Source organism: Haloarchaeobius salinus (genome assembly GCF_024464185.1).
In the GTDB taxonomy this organism is placed as follows: Archaea; Halobacteriota; Halobacteria; order Halobacteriales; family Natrialbaceae; genus Haloarchaeobius; species Haloarchaeobius salinus.
The window spans coordinates 269,969-293,588 of the sequence record NZ_JANHAU010000001.1 but is presented as its reverse complement, the minus strand read 5'-3'; the positions used below and the strand labels follow the sequence as shown (position 1 = coordinate 293,588).

The window sequence follows — 23,620 nt, the reverse complement described above, 5'->3', positions numbered from 1 at the left end:
CCCGTCACGGGGGCGACGAGCGGTGGGGCACTCACCCCCGGGTGAGTGGAGGCTTTAGTCCGGCGGGTCCAACGTACCGAACTGAATGCTGTCTCGCAGACGCCGCGTCCTGCTGGTGGTGGCAGCGGGAGAGCTCCTGGTCATGTCGCTGTGGTTCAGTGCGAGCGCCGCCGCCCCCGAACTGGCCGCCGAGTGGGGGCTCACGGCGACCGAGACGGCGTGGCTCACCATCGCGGTCCAAGCTGGGGTTCGTCGTCGGCGCGCTGCTGTCCGCCATCCTCACGCTCTCCGACGTCGTCCGGCCGCGGTACCTCATCGCCGGCTCGGCCGTCGGCGGCGCGGCCTGTACGGCCCTCATCGCGGGCGTCGTCACCAGCGCGGTACCGGCCATCGTCCTGCGATTTCTGACCGGTGTCGCACTCGCCGGCGTCTACCCGCCGGGGATGAAGCTGCTCGCCGGCTGGTTCAGGGAGGGTCGTGGGTTCGCCATCGGTACCATGGTGGGAGCACTGACCGTCGGCTCGGCACTTCCCCACCTCCTCCGTTCCCTCGGCGGCGTCGGGGAGCCACGGGTCGTCCTCTACGGTGCAGCCGCGCTCGCGACGGTCGGTGGCCTCCTCGTGCTGCTGGTCGAACCGGGGCCGTACCAGGCCCCGGCGGCCCCCTTCGACCCGGGGGCCATCGGCCGCATCCTCCGGGACCGCGAGACGATGCTGGCCAACGGCGGCTACTTCGGCCACATGTGGGAGCTGTACGCCGTCTGGACGTGGATCCCGGCCTACCTCGTCGCGAGCCTCGCTGCTCGCGTTCGGGACCATCGGCGTCGGCGGGCTGGGTGCCGTCCTCGCCGGGTCGGCCGCCGACAGGCTGGGTCGCACCTCGGTCACCAGCGCGAGCATGGTCGTCAGCGGGGTCGCCTGCCTCGGTGCTGGCCTGGTGTTCGGCTCGTCGCTCGTCCTGCTGGTCCCGTTCGTACTCGTCTGGGGCGTCGCCATCGTCGCCGACTCGGCGCAGTTCTCGGCGGCCGTCTCGGAGCTCGCCGAGGAGTCCTACGTCGGGACGGCGCTGACGCTCCAGACCGCCATCGGCTTCCTGCTGACCACCGTCTCCATCCAGCTGGTACCCGTACTCGTCGGCGTGGTCGGCTGGCGATGGGCGTTCGCACCGCTCGCGCTCGGGCCCCTCGTCGGCACGCTGTCGATGCTCCGGCTCCGCGGGTCGGCCGCCGCCTCGAAGCTGGCCGGTGGCCGGCGGTAGGGGGCCCTCAGTCCGCGCCGTCCCAGCCGTCGAGCGCGCCCGCGAGCCGCCGGAGCTCCGGTTCCTCGTCGATCTCGGCGAGCCAGCGCGACGGCAGCGCGTCCGCCCCGAACCGGGCCCCCGCCACGGCCCCCGCGATGGCACCGACCGTGTCCGTGTCGCCGCCGCGGTTGACCGCGGTGACGATGGCGTCCTCCGCGCTCTCGCCCCGGAGGCCGTCGTGGAGTGCGGTCTGGAGCGAGTGGACGACGTAGCCCGAGGTCGAGAGGTCGTCGACGGTGTCACCGCGGGCGACCGGGTGGAGCGCGGCGGCGAGTTCCTCGGGGATCTCGGTCGCGTCGAGTGCGGCCGCGAGGGACTCCTCGTCGTCCCGCAGGAGGCCCGCTATCGTGCGGTTCAGGACGACACAACCGGCGGTGCAGCGTGGGTCGGCGTGGGTGATGCGCGAGGAGTCGCGGCTCGTCCGGTCGAGCGTCTCCGGGTCGTCGGCGAACGCGACGGCGAGCGGCGGACAGCGCATCACGCTCCCGTTGCCGGCGTTCGCGCCCTCGTGGCTGTCCTCCCAGACGGTCTGCCCCGCCTCGTCCCAGGGCTCGCCCCCCTGGAGCCGCTCGATGGACCGCCGGGTCATGCCACCGATGTCGAACGGTCCTGACTCGTACCACGCGACGAACCGGTCGGCCACGTCGGCGGGGTCGAACCGCCCACACTCGACGAGGCTCCGGGCGATGCAGCGCGCCTGGTCGGTGTCGTCCGTGATGGTGCCGGCCGGCTGGTTCCACGTGCCGTGGCCGACCATCTCGGTGAGTGTGCCGTGTGCGCTGGCGATCTGGCCGGCGCTCCGGAACTCGACGGGTCGACCGAGCGCGTCGCCACAGGCCAACCCGAGGAGGACGCCCTCGGCGCGGTTCGTGGACATACCCTGATGTTCACAAGACGACAGGAAATCGGTTTCGTCCGTCGCGCTACCCGACGACCGTTCCGTCCGCCGAGGTGCCGCCGCGGTTGAACGACGTGATCTTCACGCGGACCACGTCCCCGACTTCGGACCCCGACGGCACGTCCTCGGCGAAGACGACGAAGCCCTCGACCTTGCCGACGGCGACGCGCTCGCCGGAGTGGTGGTCGGTGAACTCGGTGATGCCGAACTCGACGGTGTCGCCGACGTCGACCGGTGGCTCGCGCTCCTGTGCCTGTTCGTGGGCGCGCTTCGAGGCCCGGGCGTCGCTGCTGCCGCGTCGCCGGAGCACGGCCGCGACGGCGACGAGGAGCACGACGGCGGCCGCGCCGCCGGCGATGTAGAGCTGTTGCATGGGCGCGTGGTCACCGCGCGCCGGGAAATAGCTTGGCGGTACGTGCGTCGGTCGGGGTGGCGGTACCTCCGTCGGTCACGGCTCCGGGGCGCGCCACGCCACCGCGACGCCGACGAGGCCGAGCAGCCCCGCGACGAGGAACGCGACGTCGTAGCTCGTCGCGTCGATGAGCGCGCCGCCGACGATGGGGGCGGCGAACGCCCCCGCGAGGCCGACGCTCGTCAGGAACGCGACGGCCGTGGCGGCGACCGCGGGCTCGACGAGCTCGCGGACGTAGGCGAACACGAGGCCGAGACAGAGCTGGATGGCGAAGCCGGCGACCAGCAACGCCGCGACGACGAGGGCCACGGACGGCAGGAAGGTGAACGCGGCGACGACCGGCGTCGCGACCACGAACGAGGCCAGCACGACGGGGCGACGACGCCCCCCGAACAGCCGGTCCGAGAGCACGCCACCGCTGATGCGCGAGAGCACCCCGACCGCCGGGAACAGCGCCGAGAGCGCGCCGCTGACGACGAGCGAGAGCCGGAGCTCGTCGGTCAGGTAGGAGGGGGCCCAGCTGTTGACGAACAGGTACAGCGAGTAGCCGAGGAAGCCGAGGATGCCGACGAGCCAGACGCGCCGGTCGGTGACGACCCGCGAGAGGTCCGCGAACGTGGGCGTCGGCGTATCGCTCGCGCGGCCGCTCCCCCGGCTGGTCGGCCAGAACAGCGCGAGGCCGACGACCGAGAGCGCGGTGAACGCGGGGAAGACGGCGGGCCAGCCGAACGTCTCGGCGACCAGTGGGGCGGCGGCCTGGCCGACGGCGAAGCCGACCGGACCGCTGGCGGTGAACGTGGCGACGGCGGTCGCCTGCCGCTCGGTCGGGAACGAGCGCCCGACCACGTCGATGCCGGCGTTCCAGACGACGACGTAGGCGAGCCCGCCGAGGACGCGCGAGGCGAGCACCATCGCGTAGGACCCGACGCTCGCGGCGTACCAGCCCCAGACGCCGGCGGTGAGCAGGAAGCCGACGGCGACGGCACAGGCGTGCCGGGAGTTCGTCCGGTCGAGGACGACCCCGACCGGGAGGCTCGCGACGACGGCGGTGCCGAACATCACGCTGACGACGAGCCCGGCCGCCGAGGGACCGATGTCGAGCGACTGCCGGATGAGCGTCGTCACGCTCGCCGGCGCGAGCTCGTACGCCCCGAGCGAGACGGACATGATGCTCGCGCCGAGGAGCAGCCCCCAGCGGGCGCGCTCGCTGGCGACGGCCGGGCCGTCCCCCGGACCGGCCGTGTCGTCGGGCGTCTCTCCACCGCCGGTCGCGTCGGTCGTGGACACGCCACACCGATTCCCGCGGCCGCCGTATCAAGCTGTCGTGCGGACTGCTCACGAGCAGCATGGCCTGCCGAGGCCGCCGTCGATGTCCGAACCCCACGCGGCCATCGGAGACCGACCACGACGGACTCTTCAGATGCTTCGACTGGACCGTTTCCGCACTCCAGCACCTCCTTCTCCAGTGGAAACAGAGGGGGCTGCAGTCGACCAACATCGCTATCCACGTCGAGTACCTAGCGCCCGACATGCGCCGCCGCACGTTCCTCGCGAGTTCGGCCGCCCTGGGTGCGGCCGGACTCGCGGGCTGTCTCGCAGGGGGAAGCGACGCGAACGTCACCGTGGTCGAGGGCGAGACCATCAGCCTCCAGGCCGTCGACAAGACCTACGACTGGCACCAGGCGGAGTCCGCCAGATTCGTCGACGCACGCGGCCCCGGCCAGTACGACCAGTCACACATCGTCGGCGCGGTGAGCAGCCCGGCCGCCAACCCGGGCGGGCCGGGGGACCCGGTGATGGACTGGGACACCGACACCCGCATCGTCTGCTACTGCGGCTGTCCGCACCACCTCTCGTCGCTCCGTGCCGCCCACCTCCAGAAGAACGGCTACTCCGACGTCCACGTCATCGACGAGGGCTACTTCGAGTGGGTCGACCGCGGCTACCCGGTCACCGGGCAGTCGAGCACCGCCTTCTACGAGATCAGCGGCGAGACCGACCCGGACGACGCCGACGAGATGGCCTGGGTCCGCGACCTCGCGTCCGATCAGGACGAGGCCGCCCCCATCGCGGCCGACGGTTCCTACACCGTCCACGTGCGCTTCGCGGACATCACCGAAGAGTCGGTACTGACGCTCTCGACGCCGTCGTACACCGTCGAGGCACCGCTCGGGAGACTCGCCGATGGACTCGTCACCGGTCCCTGAGCCGGGGCCGCGCTACTCCTGAGCCTGGTCGAGCAGGCAGGAGATGCTGCAGTAGTAGTGGCGTATCTGCTGGGTCGAGCCCTTGTACTCCATCGGTTTGACGACCTCGATGTGTGTCTCTTCCTCCTCGTCGATGTCCTCCATGCAGACGTTACACTGTGCCATTGCTTGTCGGACCCCCGTGTGTGTCACCCGTGGTCGACCGTCGACCCCATGTGAGTGATGTACACGGTGTTGCGGACTGCACAATCATAAGGTTTGTAGCCGAACGTGCGGCCACACCCGGAATATTCCGGGGCTGCACGCCTCAGCGACCGGTCTCGTACTCGCCGGCGCGCTCGCGTCGGGCGCGCTCGCGGACGACACTCGGCGTGCGACACCGGCCCGGTTCCGCGGTCACCTGCGGCACCGTGCAGTTGTTGCAGTTCGCACAGAGCGCGCTCGTCGACTCCGGTACTTCGCCGAGCAGCCGCGCCGGGAGCTTCGGTTCGGCGTAGAACGGCCGGGCCATCCCGACGAGGTCGCACGACTCCCCGAGCAGGCGGTCGATGCGGCCGCGCTCCCTGATGCCCCCCTCCAGCATGATGGGCACGTCGACGGCGTCGCGGATGCGCCGGGCCACGTCGGCGTTCCACGCGGGCTCGAAGCCGTAGAACAGCGACTCGACCCTGTTGCCGAGCTTCACCGCCTCGGTGCGGAGCCGGCCGCCGAACGCCGCGTTGTACGCCGGCTGGAGCGACGACTCGCCCCACGCCCGGGCGGGGTACTCCCCCCGGACGATGCTCATGTCCCACACCACCGAGGTCTCGACCGGCGCGAGCGCGTCGTAGCCGGTCTCGGCCAGCCGCTCCGCGATGACGACCGCGTCGTCCGCGTCGATGCGCCGACGGACGACCTGGGGTGACGGCGTCTCAACTGGAATCTTCGTCACCAGCGGCGCGTCCCCCGCCCGGTCGCGGAACTCGTCGTGCAGCAGTTCGAGGAAGCGCACGCCGTCGGCGAACTCGTCGTCGCGCCGGTTGTAGAACGGGCTGAGGAACTGCTGGACGATGCCCATGTTCGCTCCCGCGACGTGGACGCCGTCGTAGCCCGCGTCGATGGCCCGCGCTCCCGCCCTCGCGAAATCCCGGGCCAGCTCCCGCACTTCCTGGGTGGAGAGCACGCGCGGCGAGAACTCGAGGAATCCCAGCCGGTCGAGCAGCCGGAGCTGCCACGGCGGCCGCGAGACCGCGAGCTGTTCGAGGTGGGGATGCTCGGCGCGATACTCGGCGTGCCACGTCTCCATGCTCCGCAGGCCACCGTGTTCCAGCTGGCAGAAGACGTGGCTCCCGTGCTCGTGAATCCGGTCGGTGAGCCGTTCGAGTTCGGCGACGAACTCGGGGTCGTGCACCCTCGTCATCCCCGGCGCGGCACAGCCACCCTCACCGCGGACGATGGTCGCGCCCTGACAGAGCAGTCCCGCGCCCGTCGCCGCTCCCGGCTCTAAATCCTGGATGAGCGTGTCGACCGCGCCGTCGCCGTTCCCCGCACACTCCAGCAGCGGGGCCCGGTAGAGCCGGTTCGGGAGGGTCAGCGACCCGACCTCCACCGGGTCGTCGAGCGTCGGCATGGGTGGAGGTTCGGGTGCGAGCGAGGAAAACTCGTGGGGTGGTTCGGACGGGACTACTCCCCGTCGCCGTCACCTGCCACTGCCACGTCGAACGCGGCGGGGTCGGCGTCGGCGACCGAGGGCAGCCGTCGAACCCGCGGACGCAAGAGCGTGTACAGCCCGGTGAACCCGAAGCCGACGGCGGCGAGGCCCATGGTCGTCGTCGTTCCCAGCACCGCGGCGACGACACCGCCGACGAGCGAGCCGAGCGGGAGCGTCGCCCCGGATGCGGTCCCCTTCACCGAGGAGACGCGGCCGAGCAGGTCCTTCGGGAACACCGTCTGGTTCAGCGTCGCCGTGAGCACGCCGCTCGCGCCGGCGGGCACCCACGAGAGGCCGAACAGGACGACGGTGAGCGCGGGCGTCGGCGCGTAGACCGCGGCCACCCAGCAGCACGCGCCCAGCGAGTGGCCGACGAGCAGCAGGCGGCCGTACCGGACCCCTTCGAGCCGGGGCGCGACGACCGAGCCGACGAGCCGGCCGATGCCGAGCGCGCCGAGCAGCAGGCCGTAGACGGCGGGGCCGCCGAGGCCCGCGCCGAACGACGGCAGGATGGCGAGCGTCACGCCGATGGCGAAGTTCGCGACCGCCGTCATCAGTATCAGCTCGACGAAGACGGTCCCACGGAGGGTGTCGATGCCCGCCCGGAGGTCGTCGAAGTACGCGTCGAGGACTGACTCGTCGGTGTCGTCCTCGTCCGCTTCCTCGCTCGGCTGCTCGTCCTCGCCGTCGTCGCCGTCGTCGCCACCGATGGCGATGCCGGCGAACAGCAGCGCGGCGAGCGCGAAGGTCACCGAGTCGAACAGGAACAGCGTCGTCGCGCCGAAGACGGCGATGAACGCGCCGCCGAGCGCGTCGAACACCATGTCCAGCCCGAGCGTGACGGTCGCGAGCGCGGAGTTGGCGTTCGAGAGCCGGTTCTCGGGGACGATGCGGGGCAGCAGCGTCGTCTGCATCGGTGCCATCACCAGCGTCGACAGCACCAGCAGCGGGACGACCGCGAGGATGACCCCGACACTGAGGTTCCCCGTCGCGGCCGCGAGCGGCAGCGCGAGGACGACGACTCCCTGGACGACCTGCGAGCCCACGAGGACGGGCTTGAGCGGGAGGCGGTCGACGATGGGGCCGGCGAGGATCTGCAGGAGCCACGGGAGCAGCAGCATCGAGTTCGCGATACCGGTCAGCACCGTCGAGCCGCTCAGCTCGAAGACGAGCCAGAGGACGGCGACGGTGTAGAGGCTGTCGCCGGCGTTGGTGACGAACTGCCCCGCGAAGAAGCGCCGGAAGTCGCGGTTGCGCCAGAGCGACGGCTGTCGGTCGGCGGACGGTTCTTCGCCGGTGGGCGATCCGCGGTCCGTGGGCTGGTCGTCGGTGGGCGGTCCGTGGGTCGTCGACGATTCGGCGTCGCGTGAGCCCCGGCTCGACGCCGGGGACTCGGTTGATGTCGGCATCTGTGTCTGTGTTCGAGTGGGACACTGCGGCTACGGAATGTAGCGAGGCGAACCCGAGTGCTGCGGCTATCGGGCCGCGATGGAAGCAGGCGGCGAGCGGGGGTCGAACACCGGACGGCCGAGATGCCGGCGAGTCATGGAACGGTTCGAGTGGACCGTGGACGGTGTGGTATAAAGAACTGGGGACGGTATGTCACGCAACCACACACCCGACAGGTGACGAGCGAGCCATCACGACACGACAGTTTAAACCACGACAGGAGCCAATGGGGGGTAGATGAAGACAGCGGACGTGCCGGGAGTCCCGTCGGCCTTCGTCGACCAGCTCCACGAGCAGGGCATCGACGAGCTGTACCCGCCACAGGCCGAGGCGGTCGAGGCCGGCGTCACCGACGGGCAGAGCCTCGTCGCCTCCGTCCCCACCGCGTCGGGGAAGACGCTCGTCGCCCAGCTGGCGATGCTGTCGGCGGTCCAGCGCGGCGGGAAGGCGCTCTACATCGTTCCGCTGCGGGCGCTGGCCTCCGAGAAGAAGGCCGAGTTCGAGGCGTTCGAGGCGTTCGGCGTGAGCGTCGGCGTCACGACGGGCAACTACGAGTCCGACGGCGGCTGGCTCGCCGAGAAGGACATCGTCGTCGCGACCAGCGAGAAGGTCGACTCGCTGGTGCGCAACGGCGCGCCGTGGCTGGAGGATTTGACCTGCGTCGTCGCCGACGAGGTGCACCTCATCGACGACCGGAACCGGGGGCCGACGCTGGAGGTCACCCTCGCGAAGCTCCGGCAGACCAACCCCGGGCTGCAGGTCGTCGCGCTCTCGGCGACGGTCGGCAACGCCGAGGACATCGCCGAGTGGCTCGACGCGGAACTCGTCGACTCCGACTGGCGACCCATCGAGCTCCGGAAGGGCGTCCACTACGGGCAGGCGCTGCACTTCGAGGACGACACGAAACGGGAGGTGCCGGTCCGGAACGGCGAGAAGCAGACAGCCGGCCTCGTACGCGATACGCTCTCGGAGGGCGGTTCCTCGCTGGTGTTCGTCAACTCCCGCCGGAACGCGGAGGCGTCTGCCCGCCGGCTGGGCGACGTGGTCGAGCCGTTCCTCGACAGCGAGACGAAGGAGGCGCTCGCCGAGCTCGCCGAGGAGATCCGGGACGTGAGCGACGCGGAGACGAGCGACGACCTCGCCGACACCGTGGCGAAGGGCGCGGCGTTCCACCACGCCGGGCTCGCACGGGAACACCGGTCGCTCGTCGAGGACGCGTTCCGCGAGCGCAAGCTGAAGGTCGTCTCGGCCACGCCGACGCTCGCGGCGGGCGTGAACACGCCGAGCCGGCGCGTCGTCGTGCGGGACTGGCGTCGCTACGACGGCACCGGGATGCAGCCCCTGTCGGTGCTCGAGGTCCACCAGATGATGGGGCGGGCGGGCCGGCCCGGCCGGGACCCCTACGGCGAGGCGGTGCTCCTCGCGAACAGCCACGAGGACATCGAGGAGCTGGAGGAGCGGTACATCGACGCCGAGCCCGAGGACGTCCGGTCGAAGCTCGCGGTCGAGCCGGCGATGCGGACCCACGTGCTCGCGACCATCGCGTCCGGCTTCGCCCGCACCCGCAAGGGACTGCTTTCGTTCCTCGAACGGACGCTCTACGCCAGCCAGTCCACCGAAGAAGGACGGCTGGAGCGCGTCGCCGACAGCGTCGTCGACTACCTCGTCCAGAACGGCTTCGTCGAGCGCGACGGCGACGAACTCGCGGCGACGAACGTCGGCTACACCGTCTCGATGCTCTACCTCGACCCGATGAGCGCGGCGACCATCATCGACGGACTGGAGTCCATCGCGGGCACGACCGAGCCGACGACCGAGTTCGAAGCCGAGGAGACGACGGCGGGCTTCCAGACGTTCAGCCGGGCCGACGACGGGGAGAAAGAGGAGTCCACCGTCGACGAACCCGACACCGGCGACGGCGTCGAGAAGCCCACGCCGCTCGGGCTCTACCAGCTGCTCTCGCGCACGCCGGACATGTACGAGCTCTACCTGAAGTCGGGCGACCGCGAGGAGTACACGGAGGTGTTCTACGAGCGCGAGGAAGAGCTGCTCGGGCCCGCGCCGACGGAGTACGAGGAGGACCGCTTCGAGGACTGGCTCTCCGCGCTCAAGACCGCCCGGATGCTGGAGGACTGGGCCGACGAGGTGGACGAGGACCGCATCACCGAACGCTACGACGTGGGGCCGGGCGACCTCCGCGGGAAGGTCGAGACGGCGGAGTGGCTGCTCGGCGCGACCGAGCGCATCGCGGGCGAGCTCGACCTCCCCGGCCCGGTGACGGTCGGGGTGCGCGAGGCGAAGAAACGCGTGCAGGACGGCGTCCGCGAGGAGCTGCTCGAGCTCGTCTCGGTGCGCGAGGTCGGCCGGAAACGCGCCCGCCGGCTCTACGACGCGGGCATCGAGGACCGGGAGGACCTGCGCACCGTCGAGAAGTCGGTCGTGCTCGCCGCGCTGGGCGACCGGCCGAAGACCGCCGAGACCATCATGGGGAACGCCGGCCGGGAGGTCCCCTCCGTCGAGGGTGTCGACCCGGCGAGCGAGCTGGTCGCGGACGGCGACGACGGCGACGAGGACGAGGCGGACGACGAACCGCAGAGCCAGACCAGCCTGGGTGACTTCTGATGCGGGTGGTCCAGGGCCGGACGACGGTCGCCGACGTGGACGAGTTCCTCGCGGTCCTCGATTCGGTCGCCGCCGAGCACGACTGCGTCGTCCAGGCGTTCGATCCGCGGTACGTCGTCGACGAGGCCCACCTCCGGGCCGCGGTCGACCGCGCGGCGCGGGCCTGGCGGCGCGACGACGCCATCGCCCGCGACCCCGGCGTCGAGGTACTGCTGTACGCCGCCGGCCGCCGGCAGATCTCCCGCGCACTCGAACTCGGGGTCAGCGAGGGCGACGACGTGCCGGTCGTCGCCGTCGTCGTGGGCGCGTTCCCCGACGACCCGTTCGCGAGCGACGACCGCGAGGCCGCCGCCGCGGACGCGCTCGCCGCCGGCTGGACCGACGACGAGGTGCTCGAATCAGCCACCGACGAGGCCCGCGTCTGCGAGTTCTTCGGAATCTCGGACGCAGAGCGCGCCGCGACCGACGCCTCGCTCTCCGAGCTGGTCCGCGAGCGCGTCTCGCTGCTCGTCGTCGAGAAGTGAGCCGGCCCGTCCTCGGACCGGAACCCAGCCCCGTCAACCATATACCCGGCTCGGACGAAACCCGGACCATGCGAGTCGAGTTCGACCGGGACACCTGCATCGGGATGTTCCAGTGCGTGGCGGAGTGGGGCGAGGGCTTCGAGAAGGACACGGACGACGGGAAGGCGGACCTCGTCGGGGGCGAGGAGATCGCCGAGGACGTGTTCGCCGTCGAGGTACCCGAGGGCGAGGAGCTGGACGCGAAGTTCGCGGCGCGGTCGTGTCCGGTCGACGCCATCGTCGTGTACGACGACGACGGCGAACAGCTGATCCCGTAGCGTGCGAAAGACTGACAAGTACTTTAGGGTGGGAGCCCGATACGGGTATACATGAGTGCGATGCCCCGGATCCTCGTCGTCGACGGCGACGAGGACCGGGCCGCGGAGACGGCGGCTGTACTGACGGCGCTTGGGGACGACGTGCAGGTCGAGGTCGCCGAGAGCGACGGCGAGGCACTCTCGGCCATCGGGCGCGCGGTGCCGGACTGTGTCGTGAGCGAGCACGACCTCGGCGAGGCGACCGGGCTGGAGCTGCTGGAGACCATCCGGGCGGTCCACGGCCGGGTGCCGGTCGTGCTGTGTACGGCGGTCGGCAGCGAGCGGGTGGCCGAGCAGGCAGTCGCGGCGGGGGTCGACGGCTACGTACGACGAGGGACCGGGAACTGGGAGGACCGACTGCGCGAGCGCGTCAGCGCGTGCATCGACGCGGGGACGGGTACCGACCGGCTGAAGGAGCGGGCACTCGACGAGGCCCCGGTCGGCATCACCATCGCGGACGCGACCGCACCGGACACGCCGCTCATCTACGTCAACGAGTCGTTCGTCCGGCTCACGGGCTACGAGCGCGGGGAAGCCATCGGCCGGAACTGCCGGTTCCTCCAGGGCGAGGACTCCGACCCCGAGGCCGTCCGGGCGATGCGCGAGGCGATCGAGAACGAGGAGCCCGAGTCGGTCGAGCTGGTGAACTACACGGACGAGGGCGAGCGGTTCTGGAACCGGGTGGACATCGCGCCGGTCGGGGACGAGGCGGGCGAGGTGACACACTTCGTGGGGTTCCAGACCGACGTGACCGACCGCGTGGAGGCCGAGCGCACGGCCGAGCACCGCGCCGCGATGCTCGACACCGAGCGTGCGGGGCTCGAGCACCTGCTCGACCGGGTGAACGGCGTCGTCCAGGAGACGACGCGGGCGCTGGTCGAGTCGACGACCCGGGCGAGCATCGAGCGGAACGTCACCGAGCTGCTCGCGGACACCGACCCGTACACCTGCGCGTGGGTCGGCGAGCCGGACCTGGCCGACGACAGCATCCGCCCGACCGTCATCGTCGGCGGGAGCGAGGAGGGCGAACCGCTGGAACTCAGTCGGAGCGACGGTCCAGTCGCCCGCGCCATCGAGACCGGCGAGGTGCAGGTCGCCTCCGTCGACGAGCTGCCGACGGTGGACTGGCACGAGGCACGGACGGACGAGCCGTTCGAGAGCCTGGCGGTCATCCCGCTGGTGTACCGGGACGCCCGCTACGGCGTGCTGACGGTGTACACCTCCGACGCGGCGGCGCTGGACGAGCGCGAGGCCGCCATCCTCGCCGCGCTCGGCCGGATGGTCGCGACGGCGGTGTCGGCGGCGGAGACGCGCCGCACGCTGACGGCCGACGACATCGTGGAGCTCTCGTTCCACGTCGACGACCCGTCGGTGTTCTTCGTCGACGTTGCCCAGCGTGCGGACGCGACGCTGTCGTACGCGGGCTCGGTGTACCGCGACGACGACACGCTCGGGATGTTCTTCACCGTCGAGTCCGAGGACCCCGACGATGTCGTCGAGATCGCCGAGGGACACGACGACGTGGCCGCGGCGAAGGTCATCACCCGGAACGAGGGCGTCTCGCTCGTCGAGTTCAGTATCGGCAGCTCCGGGCTGCTGTCGACGCTCGCGGAGTACGGTGGCGACGTGACCGACATCGAGGCGTCGCCGGAGACGACGACCGTCGAGGTGGAACTCCCCCGGGAGGCCAACGCCCGGACAGTCGTCGACAACGTCGAGCAGGCGTTCGACGGCGTCAGTCTCGGGGCGTACCGCGAGCGCCAGCGGGCCGCGACGACGAAACAGGAGTTCATCGCCGCGCTGGAGGAGGAGCTGACCGACCGCCAGCTCACCGCGCTCCAGCGGGCCTACTTCGGGGACTTCTTCGAGTGGCCCCGTCCGACGAGCGGGGACGACCTCGCCGAGTCGATGGGTATCGCCCGCTCGACGTACCACCAGCACCTCCGGGCGGCCGAGCGCAAGCTGGTCGGCGAGTTCTTCGACCGACCCTGAGCACGGCCCGCGGCCGGCCGGACAGTCCCGGGACAACAGTTATGAGATTTCGTGTCGATGCATCTCATAACCATGTCGACCGACGACTACACCGCTCGTCTCCGCGAGTGGGCGGAACTGCTCGACGTTCGGGTATCGGAGGCACAGGCACGTTCCGCACGCGTCGAGGTCGCCGGACCGCCGTCGCAGCGTGACGGCGACGAACCGACGTAGGAACCGAGTTACGCGATCTTCTCGTACTGTTCGGAGAGCTTGTCGGCGGCCTCACCGAGCTGGTCGCGCTCGAACTCGGAGAGGTCCCACTCGACGATCTCCTCGACGCCGTCACTGCCGAGCTTGACGGGGACGCCGAGACCCACGTCGTCGTGGCCGAACTCGCCCTGGAGCTTGACCGACGCCGGCAGCACCTCGCCGGTGTCGTGCAGGATGGCCTCGACCATGTGGGCGACGCCCGTCGCCGGGCCCCACTCGGTCGCGCCCTTGCGCTCGATGACGTTCATCGCGGACTCCTTCAGGTCGCCGAGGATCTCCTCCTTCTCGTCGTCGCTGAACTCGGGGTCCGCACCGTCGACGCGGACCTTCGAGAACACGGGGACCTGCGCGTCGCCGTGCTCGCCCAGGATGGTCGCCTCGACGTTCTGGACCTGCGTATCGAAGCGCTCGGAGAGCACGTAGCGGAAGCGCGCGGAGTCGAGTCGGCCACCGAAGCCGATGACCTGGTTCCGGTCGCGGTCGCCGACCTCGTACAGGTGACGGTTGAGCAGGTCGACCGGGTTCGACGTCGTCACGGTGATGAAGTCGTCGTTGTGCTCGGCCAGCGAGGAACCGATGTCCTCCATGATGGGCGCGTTGTCGCCCGCGAGGTCGATGCGGGTCTGGCCGGGCTGGCGCGGGATGCCCGCCGTGATGACGACGACGTCCGAGCCGGCCGTGTCGGCGTACGTGCCCTGGCGGACCGACGTGTTCGAGTCGTATGCGATACCGTGGTTGGTGTCCGCGGCCTGTCCGACCGTCACGTCCTCCTGGTCCGGGATGTCCACGAAGACGAGCTCGTCGACCACGTCACGAAGCGCGAGGTTGTAGCCTGCGGCGGCACCGACGGTGCCGGCCGCGCCGACTACGCTAACTTTCGCCATAACACTCGAAACTGCTCTCGATTCTCGGTTAAACGTGTCGAAGTCGGCATTGCTGGCGACCGTCCCGCCGCACCGGTCACCCGCCACCGCTGCGCTGGCCGAGCACGTAGCCCGCACCGAGCACGACGACCGCACCGCCGATGCCGCCCGCGACGAGCGTCGGCGAGAGCCCGCTGTCGCCGCCGTCCCTCGACTCGGCCGTGCTGGTGCTGCCGTCGCTGGCGGCGTCGTCGCCACCGCTGCTCGTCCCGGCCGCCGTCCCGCCGTCGTCCCCCGCGGCGTCGTCGTCGCCACCGTCGGCGTCGGCCTGCGCGCTGCCGCCGGCGACGGTGACGGTGCCGCCCTCGACGGCGGTCACCAGCTGGCTCGACTCGTCGTTCGTGGAGGTGTCCGCCTCGACGAACGCGAGGTCGGTCTCGTCGCCCCCGTCCCCGACGACCGTGAACGTGACGCGTGCGACCGTCGGCGACTGCGTCCCGCTCGACTGCGACTGGGTCATGAACACCCAGCCCTCGTTCGCGTTCTGCACCGGTGCGGAGAAGTCGGCCCCCTCGACGGACTCGAACTGCAGGACCGTGGGGTCCCACGTGAGGTTCGCCTGGTAGCCCGCGATGTTCTCCCCCTCGACGGCGACCGCCACGGTCACCGTCTCACCCGGTGCGGCGCTCGCGTCGCCGACCGTGATCGTTGCCTCGGACTGCTCGGCCGCGACGACGCCCGGTGCGAGCAGCCCGCAGACCGTCGCCAGGGCCACCAGCACGACGAGCCCCGACGCATGACGTTCCGATGACATCGTTGCGTCTGCTTTCGCCCGGAACGGAATAAACGTGCAGGTCGCCGGGGGCGAAAGAAGGCCGGCGTCGGTCTGCGAGCGTTACGCGGTGGGAGGGCACCGTCGGTCGCGGCCGGGGCGACGGGCAGACGAGTCGATGGCAGTACCCTTTTCGACCTCGCACACGTTCCACCACCCATGAGCGAGGAGTTCGACAAGGAGGCCGAACGAGAGAAGCTGCGCGAGCAGTTCGCCACCGAGGAGCAAGAGCGCGAGCAGACACGTCGGATGAGCGAGCTCCTGCTGAAGGGCGCGACGATGACGAACAGGCACTGCGACCGCTGTGGCGACCCGATCTTCCGTCAGAACGGCCAGGAGTTCTGTCCGTCCTGTCAGGGTGGGGGCCAGCCGGCCGCAGAGCAGCAGGCACAGCAGCAACAGTCCACCGACGAACCCGAGACGGAGCCGGCACCCGGACGAGACGGGGCGTCGGAGGCCGAGCCGACCCCGGAACAGCCGGCACGCACCCGTGGTACCACGCCGGCGGGGGCGGCCGAGACGCCGGAGCGAACGCGAGCCCCGGCCCGCGAGCACGTCGGACGAACGCGGCGCGCCGACGACCGAACACCGGTGACGCCGGCGGACGCCGCCGAGTTCGACGACGCGGCCGCGGCCATCGAGGCGACCATCCGACGGTTCAGCGAGGCCGCCGCGAACACCGACGACCCGGAACGCGCACGTGAGTACCTGCGGACCGTCCGCGAGGCGACGGAGACACTGGCGGCGCTACAGGGCCGCTGAAACCCGCGAAGAACACCGTCTCTTCCGCCTACCGCCCGGGCTCGTACTGGCTCCCGACGACCTCGCGGATCCGTTCTGCGGTGACCGACCCGACGCCGTCGACCTCGAGCAGGTCCTCCTCCGTGGCCGACAGCGCGTCCTCGACGGTGCCGAAGTGCGCGAGCAGCGACCGCGCCGTCACCGGGCCGATGTCCGCGATGGCCCCGACGACGTACTCCTGCTGCTCGGTGAGCGTCTTCTTGGCCTTCTCGCCGTGGACGGACACCTCGCGGTCGTTCGTCGTCTGCTCACGGCCCGCGATGACCGCGAGGAGGTCACGGGTGTCGGCCTCGCTCTCGGTGCGGAGGACGCTCACGCCGAAGTCGACCGCGAGCGACGCCAGCGCGCCCCGGACCGCGTTCGGGTGGATGTCCCGCGTGCCCACGAGGCTGTCCGTCCCTTCGATGATGAGCACGGGCCGGGCGTAGTGCCCCGAGAGGTCCCGTAGCTGTTCGAACAGCGAACGGTCGCTGCCGGTGAGCGTGTCGAGGAAGTCCGAGACCGACTTGCGCTCGACTGCGACGCGGTCCGAGAGCACGTAGTCGCCCACTTCGAGCGTCTCCAGCCGGGTGGTGACGTCGTCGCGCGTCGAGAGCTCCCGCGGAATCGCCGAGTCCATCTCGCGCTGGTCGACGACGATCTCGGCGAGGTCCTCGTCGGGGTCGGAATCGGGTGTGGCGACGACGCCGTCGCTGACGGCCGTCTCGGCGGTTTCGGTCGTGGACTCCTCCTCTCCTTCGTCGGTTGAATCGTCGTCTGTCTCCGCCTCGTCGGGGTCGGACCCGTCGTCCTCGCCCCCGAACTCCTGCAGCCCGGGCTGCATCTCCGACTCCGCCTCGCCGTCGTCGAACTCGCCGAGGCTGGTCTGGCCGTCGTCGAGGTCCGCGGCGACCTCGTCGGCGACGCCCTTCAGCTCGCGCAGCTCGGACTCCATCTGCTTCTCCTTCCTGCGAGAGATCCAGAAGTACGCCTCGTCGCGGGTGTCCTCGGCCATCAGGACGACGACGCGGCCCTCGGTCTGTCGGCCGGTTCGGCCCTTGCGCTGGATGGACCGGATGGCCGTCGGCACCGGCTCGTAGAACAGCACGAGGTCGACCTCGGGTACGTCGAGGCCCTCCTCGGCGACGCTGGTGGAGACGAGCACCTCGAACTCGCCCGCTTTGAACGCCGAGAGGACCGCCTGCTGTTCCTTCTGGGTCATCCCGTCGGAGCCCTCCTTGTCGCCCTGCCCGACGAACCGGCGCGTCTCGAAGTGGTTCGAGAGGAAGTCGGTGAGCGCCTCGGCGGTGTCGCGGGACTCGGTGAAGACGATGACGCGCTCGCCGTCCTTGATGCCGAGCGTCTCCGCGAGCAGGATGCGCGCCTTCCGGTACTTCGGGTGGATGTCGTCGAACGAGTGGGCGCGACGGATGGCCTCCTCGACCTTCGGCTCCGACACCATGCGCTGGCTGGCCTTGGACGCGCCCGACGACCGGGCGGCGTTCTGCTGGCGCTCGAAGTAGCGGCAGGTCGCCTCGACCGACTGCGTCTCGACGTAGGTGACGGCGGTCCGGAGCTTGCGTATCTCCGCGAGGAAGCTCATCCCCTCGTAGCCCGCGGACTGGTCGTTGTCCATCATCTGTCGGAGCTGGGCCTGTATCTCGTGTATCTCGCGCTCGGAGAGGTCCGGCGAGGTCTTCCGGGTGACCCCGAGCTCCTTGAGCTTGCCCAGCCGGTCCGAGATGACATCGTTGAGCGCGTCGCGTATCTCGATGACCTCCTCGGGGAGCTGTATCTTCTCCCACTCGACCTCGGTGTCGTGGGTGTACTCGTCGACGTCGGCGTCCTCCTCGGTCATCACCTCGACCGCGCGGATGCCGAGGTTCTCACAGACCTCCGCTATCTCCTCGGCGTCGCCGCCGGGCGAGGCGCTCATCCCGGTGACGAGCGGGTCGGCCGCGTCGCCGTGGTAGCGCTCGGCGATGAAGTTGTAGGCGTAGTCCCCGGTCGCGCGGTGGCACTCGTCGAACGTGATGTGAGTCACGTCGCGCAGCGAGACCCGCCCGCCGACGAGGTCGTTCTCGACGACCTGCGGCGTCGCGATGACGATGGTGGCGTCCTCCCAGAGCGCCGCGCGGTCGTCCGGGCTCACGTCGCCCGTGAACACCACTATCTCGTCGTCGGGGATCGTCAGGGCCTCGCGGTAGAACTCGGCGTGCTGCTGGACGAGCGGCTTCGTCGGCGCGAGCAGCAGCGACTTCCCGCCGACCTCGTCGAGCCGCCGGGCGGTCACCAGCAGGCTGACCGTCGTCTTCCCGAGACCGGTCGGCAGACAGACGAGGGTGTGGTCCTCGGTCGCGGTACCGGCCAGTCTGAGCTGGTAGAGCCGTCGTTCGAGGAATCCAGGGGTGAGCAGGGGGTGCTCGATGGACTCCCCGTCGCTGTCCGTCGTCGCCATCTACCGCGGGATTGGGCGTCGTCCCGGTTAAGGGTTCGCCGACCGGGGTGGAAGTGAAACGACGGGGTGGGACGGATCGTCGGCCCGTCAGTCGATGAGCTCGCCGACGAGCTCGATCAGCAGCTCCTCGTCGCCGACGACGGCGACGACGACGGCGAGCACGAGCAGGACGACCGCGGCCGCGATGATGAGCTCGAGTGTCGTCATGATCCACCGGAACGTGCCCCTGCCTCGTTGCTGTAGGTTGGGCCTACGTGTGTAGGGTCGTCGAGGCGATGGGACGGGGCGTTCCGAGGTCCAGTCGCCGGTCCGGTCAGGCCATCGCGGTGACGACCGCCTCGACCGGCTCGCCGGTGGCGACGAGCACCGCGGCCGCGGCCATCGACGCGAGGATGGGGATGGTGAGGTTGTCGTCGATGACGTACGTCGCGACCACCGGCTTGACGCCGTCGGCCAGCGTGGACGCGACCGCCGCGCCGACGGCCGCGACGACCGGCAGGAACGGCAGGGCGAACGCGAGCGAGACGACGAACATCGTCCCGAGCACGCGCGGGCGCTTGACCGTCCGCAGCTCGCCCGACCCGAGCAGGCCACTGATGGGGTCGCCGATGGTCAGCATGTACATCGCTGGGACGGCGACCTCGGGGACGAACAGGAGGCCCGCGAACGTCCCGCCGATGATGTAGAGCGCGTAGCCCGCGAGGTTCTCCTGCTCGTACTCGCGGGTGAGCTTCTCGAAGATGGCCCAGTCGAGGCCGACGAACAGCCGGATGACCTCCAGCCCCAGTGCGAGGATGGTCGCCAGAACGAGCACGTACCGGACCACCTGCCAGGGGAGCTCCGGGACGGCGTCCAGCTGGCCGACGACCCACGTGGTCGGCAGTATCGCCCCGCTCGCGTGGACCAGCCGTCTGGCGACCTCGTCGTCCATCTCAGTAGTCGTCGAAGGTCGCCTCGCCGGTTCGGAGGGCGGTCAGGGTGTCGACGAGGTGTGCGAGGTCGACCCGAATCTGGTCGGTCGAGTCGCGCTCGCGGACCGTCGCGGTACCCTGCGGGTCGCCGTCGAGCGTGACACAGAACGGCGTGCCGACCTCGTCCTGCCGGCGGTAGCGCCGACCGATGGAGCCGGAGTCGTCGTAGGTGACCGACAGGCCCGCGTCGCGCAGCTCCTGTGCCACCTCGCGTGCGCGCTCCGGGAGGCCGTCCTGGTCGGTGAGCGGGAAGACGCCGACGAACGTCGGGGCGACCTCGGGCTCGAGCGCGAGGTAGTTGCGGTGCTCGCCCTCGACCTCGTCCTCGCTGAAGGCGTGGTGGACGACCGTGTAGAGCGCGCGGTCGACGCCGAACGACGGCTCGACGACGTGGGGCGTGATGTGCTCGCCGGACTCGGTCACCTCGTCGACGCTGAAGTTCACGTGCTCGGACGGGATGTCGTAGGCATCGCCGTCGACCTCGACCGACACACTGTCACCGTCGAACGCCGTCCGGTCGCGCTCGGCGAGCGTCTGGAGCGCCTCGGCGATGCCGGCGGCTGCGCCGCCGAACTCGGGACCGAGGTAGCTCATGTCCGGGTCGACCGTCGCACGCTCGACCGTCCTGGGCTCGTCGTACTGCTTGAACAGCGTGAAGTCGTCGTCGGAGTGCTCGGCGTGCTTCGAGAGGTCGTAGTCGCCGCGGTAGGCGAAGCCCGCGAGCTCGATCCAGTCGCCGTCGACCTCCGCCTCGGCGTCCCAGCAGTCCGCCGCGTAGTGCGCCAGCTCGCCGGAGAGGTGCTGGCGGAACCGGAACCGCTCCATGTCGACGCCGACGCGGTCGTACCACTCCTTCGCGACGCCGAGGTAGTACGCGACCCACTCGTCGCCGATGACGCCCTCGTCGACCGCCTCGCCGATGGTCCACTCGGCCGCCGCGGCGTCGGGGTCCTCCTGCATCGCCGCCGAGTACAGCGGCGCGGTCACGTCGCGCACCGCGTCGAGGTCCGGCTCGTCCTCCTCGGGGTCGACGAACAGCTCGAGCTCGGCCTGCGTGAACTCCCGGACCCGGAGCAGCGACCGCCGGGGCGAGATCTCGTTGCGGTACGCGCGGCCGATCTGGGTGACGCCGAAGGGGAGCTGGTTCCGGGCGTACTCCTTCAGCTGCGGGAACTCCACGAAGATGCCCTGTGCCGTCTCCGGCCGCAGGTAGCCCGGCTGGGAGGAGCCGGGGCCGATGTTCGTCTCGAACATCAGGTTGAACGCCGTCACCGTCTGGCCCGCGAGGCCGGCACCACAGGACGGGCAGACCAGCTCGTACTCCGCGATGAGCTCCTCGACCTCGGGGATCGGGTAGCTCTCGGCCTCCTCGATGTCCGTGTTGTCCTCGATGATGTGGTCCGCGCGGTGGCTCTCGCCGCACTCCGGACACTCGACGAGCATGTCGTCGAAGCCGTCGAGGTGGCCCGACGCCTCGAACACCGGCTCGGGGGCGACCGTCGGCGCGTCGACCTCCAGGTTGCCCTCCTGGATGGTGAAGCGGTCGCGCCAGGCGTCCTCGATGTTGCGCTTGAGCGCCGCGCCCTGCGGGCCGAACGTGTAGAAGCCGGAGACGCCGCCGTACGCGCCGCTGGCCTGGAAGAAGTAACCCCGTCGCTTCGCGAGCTCGACGACGTCCGCCGTCTCAGTCATACAGCGCCTCCAGCAGGTCGATGTCCCGGACGATGCCGACGAGCGGCTCGCCGGAGAACATCGGGACCTGCTCGATGTCGTGCCGGATCATCAGCTGGGCGGCCTCGACGACCGTCTTCTTCGCGGAGACCGTAACGAGGTCCTCCGTCATGAACTCGGAGACCGCCGTCGCGGGGACCTCGACGTTCCGGGTCGGCAGGTAGCGGCCGCCGACGGCCTTGATGCCCTCCCATGCCCACTCGTCGTCCTGGTTCGCGATGGAGTCGCCGGTGTCCTCCTCGCCCTCGACGATGCGGGCGACCGCGACGATGTCGACCTCGGTGATCATGCCCGCTGGGTCGGTGTCGTCGTCGAGCACCACCGCGTAGGGAACGTTCGCGTAGTAGAGCTCGCGCTCGACGACCGGCAGCGGCGTGCCGCTGTAGGTGGTGTTCACGTCGCGGGTCGCCACGTCGCCGGCGACCGCGTCAGTCTCGACCTTCTCGCGGGCGATGGCGCGGATCACGTCGGTGATGGTGACGATGCCCTCGAGCTCGCCGTCGACCACCGGGACCCGGCGCGCGCCCGCCTCGACCATCAGGCGCGCGACCTCGGTGAGGTCCGTCTCCTGGGTCGTCGTCGGCACGTCCTCGTCCATCAGCAGCGCCAGCTGGTCCTCGTCGGGGCGCTCGATGAGCAGGTCCCGCGAGACCAGCCCGCGGTACGCCTCGACGCCGTCCGTCTCTTTCACGACTGGAACCGAAGAGAAGCCGTACTCCTGGAGGTACTCGAGCACGTCGTCGCGGGTGCCCGGCAGCTCGACGGTGACCAACTCTGAGCGCGGCGTCATCGCGTCGGCAACTTTCATACCCGCCGGATACGTGCAAAAGCCGCTTAAAGGCCCTGTTTCTTCGTTGGGTACTCACACAGGGTGTGTTCCACAGAACCATGTCACAGTACCGCAGCCCCACTCACAGAAAAGTCAAGCCGGATGCCCCAGGGCTTGACCTCGGGAAGGAAGTCTACAAACATTACACAAACCACGCTACAAAGGCAGCCCACCTCCCTGACTTTAAGTAACTATAAGCTAATATGTGAAACACAGTGGAATTCCGTCGAACCGCCGTGATCAAACTCGACACCCCTGAAGGAGCCAACCCACTCCTCCGAGAGACTGTCGAGCAATTCAAACACTGCGCCAACACTGCATCAGAGTGGTGCTGGCATGGCGACGACGGATACCACGTCATCTCCAAAGCCAAAGCCGAACAAGCACTCTACGACCAACTCCGCGACGAAACCGACCTCACCGCCAACCTCGTCCAGAAAGGCATCAGGCGGGCTGTCGAAGCCGTCAAAAGCGGCGTCGAACGCCTCAAACGTGGAGAGAACACGTCGCGACCCTACTTCTCAGCGGATAGTACGGTGTACGACAAGCGAAGTGCGACGTTCCACCGCGACCACGTTTCCCTCTCCACCGTTGATGGACGAATCGAGTGCGACTACATCCTTCCCGAAGACTCGGAGAAACCACCGACGAAGTACATATCTGACGAGGACTTCGAGTTTCGGATGGCGCACTTACAGCACCGCGACGGTGACTGGTACTTGCATGCGTCGATGCGGAAGGTCGAAGCAGACAACGAATCGTCTGAATCCGAGTCCGAGCACAGAACAGTCCTTGGTGTGGATTTGGGCGTCAACAACCTCGCCGTCGCCTCCACAGGGCGCTTCTGGTCGGCTGATGAGTTCAACCACTGGCGCAGAGAATACGAGAAACGCCGTGGGTCGCTCCAACAGTGCGGCTCGCGTCACGCTCACGAGAACATCGAGTGTGTCGGTCGCAAAGAGACAGGGCGATTCGAGATATACCTGCACTCTGTTGCGAACGAACTCATTGAGGAGGCTGTCGAACACGACTGCTTACACATCGTGTTCGAGGACTTGACCCATATTCGCGAAAACATCTCGAAGGCGACGTGGCAACACATCTGGGCGTTCCGACAGCTCTACGAGTACGTCAAGTACAAAGCAGCGGAGTACGGCGTAGAAGTCGTACAGGTTGACCCTCGAAACACGTCAAAGCGGTGTTCGACGTGTGGGTTTACCCACGGCGACAATCGGTCTGGTGAAGCGTTCTGTTGTCAGAAGTGTGGGTACGAGAATCACGCGGACTACAATGCTTCCAAGAATATCGGTTTGCAGTATCTCCGTCGTCGGCAAAACGCAAACGACGGAGGCGCACCCGTAGATGTGTGCTTGAATCGCGGGACGTTGAACGTGAACGGCGAATATTCGCCTCCCACTGTTGGTGGGTAGAACGGGAGTTCACGCGAAAGACTCG

The 23,620-nt window shown here is 69.4% G+C and carries 20 protein-coding genes and 1 pseudogene; 9 read left to right on the top strand and 12 right to left on the bottom strand.

The genetic code is table 11. The features are described 5' to 3' along the window. The first annotated feature begins 85 nt into the window (after window positions 1-85). A pseudogene (locus NO345_RS19730) lies at window positions 86-1,257 on the top strand (MFS transporter). A 7-nt stretch (window positions 1,258-1,264) separates the two neighbouring features. On the opposite strand, the gene NO345_RS01420 reads toward NO345_RS19730, so the two are convergent. The 3 genes from NO345_RS01420 to NO345_RS01410 form a co-directional block, all read right to left on the bottom strand. Then, complete coding sequence (locus NO345_RS01420; protein ID WP_256295942.1) at window positions 1,265-2,176, bottom strand: ADP-ribosylglycohydrolase family protein; 912 nt, start codon at window positions 2,174-2,176, stop codon at window positions 1,265-1,267. A gap of 46 nt (window positions 2,177-2,222) precedes the next feature. Next, entirely contained in the window at window positions 2,223-2,570 is a 348-nt protein-coding gene (locus tag NO345_RS01415; RefSeq protein WP_256295941.1) for a TRAM domain-containing protein, read from the bottom strand. Window positions 2,571-2,645: 75 nt separating this feature from the next. Continuing rightward, complete coding sequence (locus NO345_RS01410; RefSeq protein WP_438266746.1) at window positions 2,646-3,896, bottom strand: MFS transporter; 1,251 nt, start codon at window positions 3,894-3,896, stop codon at window positions 2,646-2,648. A 242-nt stretch (window positions 3,897-4,138) separates the two neighbouring features. Here NO345_RS01410 and NO345_RS01405 point away from each other — a divergent pair, with 242 nt between their 5' ends. Then, the gene (locus tag NO345_RS01405; protein ID WP_256295940.1) at window positions 4,139-4,816 is read left to right on the top strand and encodes a rhodanese-like domain-containing protein; all 678 of its coding nucleotides are present in this window, start codon (window positions 4,139-4,141) and stop codon (window positions 4,814-4,816) included. A 12-nt stretch (window positions 4,817-4,828) separates the two neighbouring features. On the opposite strand, the gene NO345_RS01400 is transcribed toward NO345_RS01405, so the two are convergent. The 3 genes from NO345_RS01400 to NO345_RS01390 form a co-directional block, all read right to left on the bottom strand. Then, complete coding sequence (locus NO345_RS01400; RefSeq protein ID WP_256295939.1) at window positions 4,829-4,981, bottom strand: hypothetical protein; 153 nt, start codon at window positions 4,979-4,981, stop codon at window positions 4,829-4,831. Between the two features lie 142 nt (window positions 4,982-5,123). Then, window positions 5,124-6,425, bottom strand: coding sequence for an oxidoreductase (locus tag NO345_RS01395; protein ID WP_256295938.1), 1,302 nt, complete (start codon window positions 6,423-6,425; stop codon window positions 5,124-5,126). A 53-nt stretch (window positions 6,426-6,478) separates the two neighbouring features. Next, window positions 6,479-7,915 (bottom strand): MFS transporter, encoded by a 1,437-nt coding sequence (locus tag NO345_RS01390; RefSeq protein WP_256295937.1) that lies wholly within the window; start codon window positions 7,913-7,915, stop codon window positions 6,479-6,481. Window positions 7,916-8,192: 277 nt separating this feature from the next. On the opposite strand from NO345_RS01390, the gene NO345_RS01385 reads away from it, so the two are divergent. From NO345_RS01385 to NO345_RS01365, 5 genes are all read left to right on the top strand, one after another. After that, window positions 8,193-10,577: an ATP-dependent DNA helicase gene (locus tag NO345_RS01385; protein ID WP_256295936.1), complete on the top strand. Its 2,385-nt coding sequence runs from the start codon at window positions 8,193-8,195 to the stop codon at window positions 10,575-10,577. Continuing rightward, a complete protein-coding gene (gene cgi121 / locus NO345_RS01380) occupies window positions 10,577-11,101 on the top strand; it encodes a KEOPS complex subunit Cgi121 (RefSeq protein WP_256295935.1) in 525 nt (174 codons plus the stop codon). The genes NO345_RS01385 and cgi121 overlap by 1 nt, the downstream gene beginning before the upstream one ends. A 68-nt stretch (window positions 11,102-11,169) precedes the next feature. Continuing rightward, window positions 11,170-11,418, top strand: a complete 249-nt coding sequence (locus NO345_RS01375; protein WP_256295934.1) for a ferredoxin — start codon at window positions 11,170-11,172, stop codon at window positions 11,416-11,418. A 51-nt stretch (window positions 11,419-11,469) separates the two neighbouring features. Continuing rightward, the gene (locus NO345_RS01370) at window positions 11,470-13,449 is read left to right on the top strand and encodes a bacterio-opsin activator domain-containing protein (RefSeq protein WP_256295933.1); all 1,980 of its coding nucleotides are present in this window, start codon (window positions 11,470-11,472) and stop codon (window positions 13,447-13,449) included. A gap of 72 nt (window positions 13,450-13,521) precedes the next feature. Beyond that, window positions 13,522-13,662 (top strand): hypothetical protein, encoded by a 141-nt coding sequence (locus NO345_RS01365; RefSeq protein WP_256295932.1) that lies wholly within the window; start codon window positions 13,522-13,524, stop codon window positions 13,660-13,662. Window positions 13,663-13,670: 8 nt separating this feature from the next. Here the strand turns inward: NO345_RS01365 and mdh are convergent, their stop codons facing one another. Both mdh and NO345_RS01355 read right to left on the bottom strand, forming a co-directional pair. Beyond that, complete coding sequence (mdh, locus tag NO345_RS01360) at window positions 13,671-14,585, bottom strand: malate dehydrogenase (RefSeq protein ID WP_256295931.1); 915 nt, start codon at window positions 14,583-14,585, stop codon at window positions 13,671-13,673. A 76-nt stretch (window positions 14,586-14,661) separates the two neighbouring features. Beyond that, window positions 14,662-15,378, bottom strand: a complete 717-nt coding sequence (locus NO345_RS01355; RefSeq protein ID WP_256295930.1) for a cohesin domain-containing protein — start codon at window positions 15,376-15,378, stop codon at window positions 14,662-14,664. 177 nt (window positions 15,379-15,555) lie between these two features. Here NO345_RS01355 and NO345_RS01350 point away from each other — a divergent pair, with 177 nt between their 5' ends. Beyond that, entirely contained in the window at window positions 15,556-16,158 is a 603-nt protein-coding gene (locus NO345_RS01350) for an Sjogren's syndrome/scleroderma autoantigen 1 family protein (RefSeq protein ID WP_256295929.1), read from the top strand. Between the two features lie 28 nt (window positions 16,159-16,186). On the opposite strand, the gene NO345_RS01345 is transcribed toward NO345_RS01350, so the two are convergent. The 4 genes from NO345_RS01345 to NO345_RS01330 all read right to left on the bottom strand — a co-directional run bounded on the left by NO345_RS01345 (window position 16,187) and on the right by NO345_RS01330 (window position 22,144). Then, window positions 16,187-18,634 carry a DEAD/DEAH box helicase gene (locus NO345_RS01345; RefSeq protein WP_256295928.1) on the bottom strand — a complete coding sequence of 816 codons (2,448 nt, stop codon included), beginning with the start codon at window positions 18,632-18,634 and terminating at the stop codon, window positions 16,187-16,189. Between the two features lie 313 nt (window positions 18,635-18,947). Next, the gene (locus tag NO345_RS01340) at window positions 18,948-19,565 is read right to left on the bottom strand and encodes a diacylglycerol/polyprenol kinase family protein (RefSeq protein ID WP_256295927.1); all 618 of its coding nucleotides are present in this window, start codon (window positions 19,563-19,565) and stop codon (window positions 18,948-18,950) included. A 1-nt stretch (window position 19,566) separates the two neighbouring features. Beyond that, entirely contained in the window at window positions 19,567-21,297 is a 1,731-nt protein-coding gene (glyS, locus tag NO345_RS01335) for a glycine--tRNA ligase (protein WP_256295926.1), read from the bottom strand. Continuing rightward, window positions 21,290-22,144 carry a CBS domain-containing protein gene (locus NO345_RS01330; protein WP_256295925.1) on the bottom strand — a complete coding sequence of 285 codons (855 nt, stop codon included), beginning with the start codon at window positions 22,142-22,144 and terminating at the stop codon, window positions 21,290-21,292. Before NO345_RS01330 ends, glyS begins: the two co-directional genes overlap by 8 nt. A 236-nt stretch (window positions 22,145-22,380) precedes the next feature. On the opposite strand from NO345_RS01330, the gene NO345_RS01325 reads away from it, so the two are divergent. Then, window positions 22,381-23,595 (top strand): RNA-guided endonuclease InsQ/TnpB family protein, encoded by a 1,215-nt coding sequence (locus tag NO345_RS01325; protein WP_256295924.1) that lies wholly within the window; start codon window positions 22,381-22,383, stop codon window positions 23,593-23,595. Window positions 23,596-23,620 lie beyond the last annotated feature (25 nt).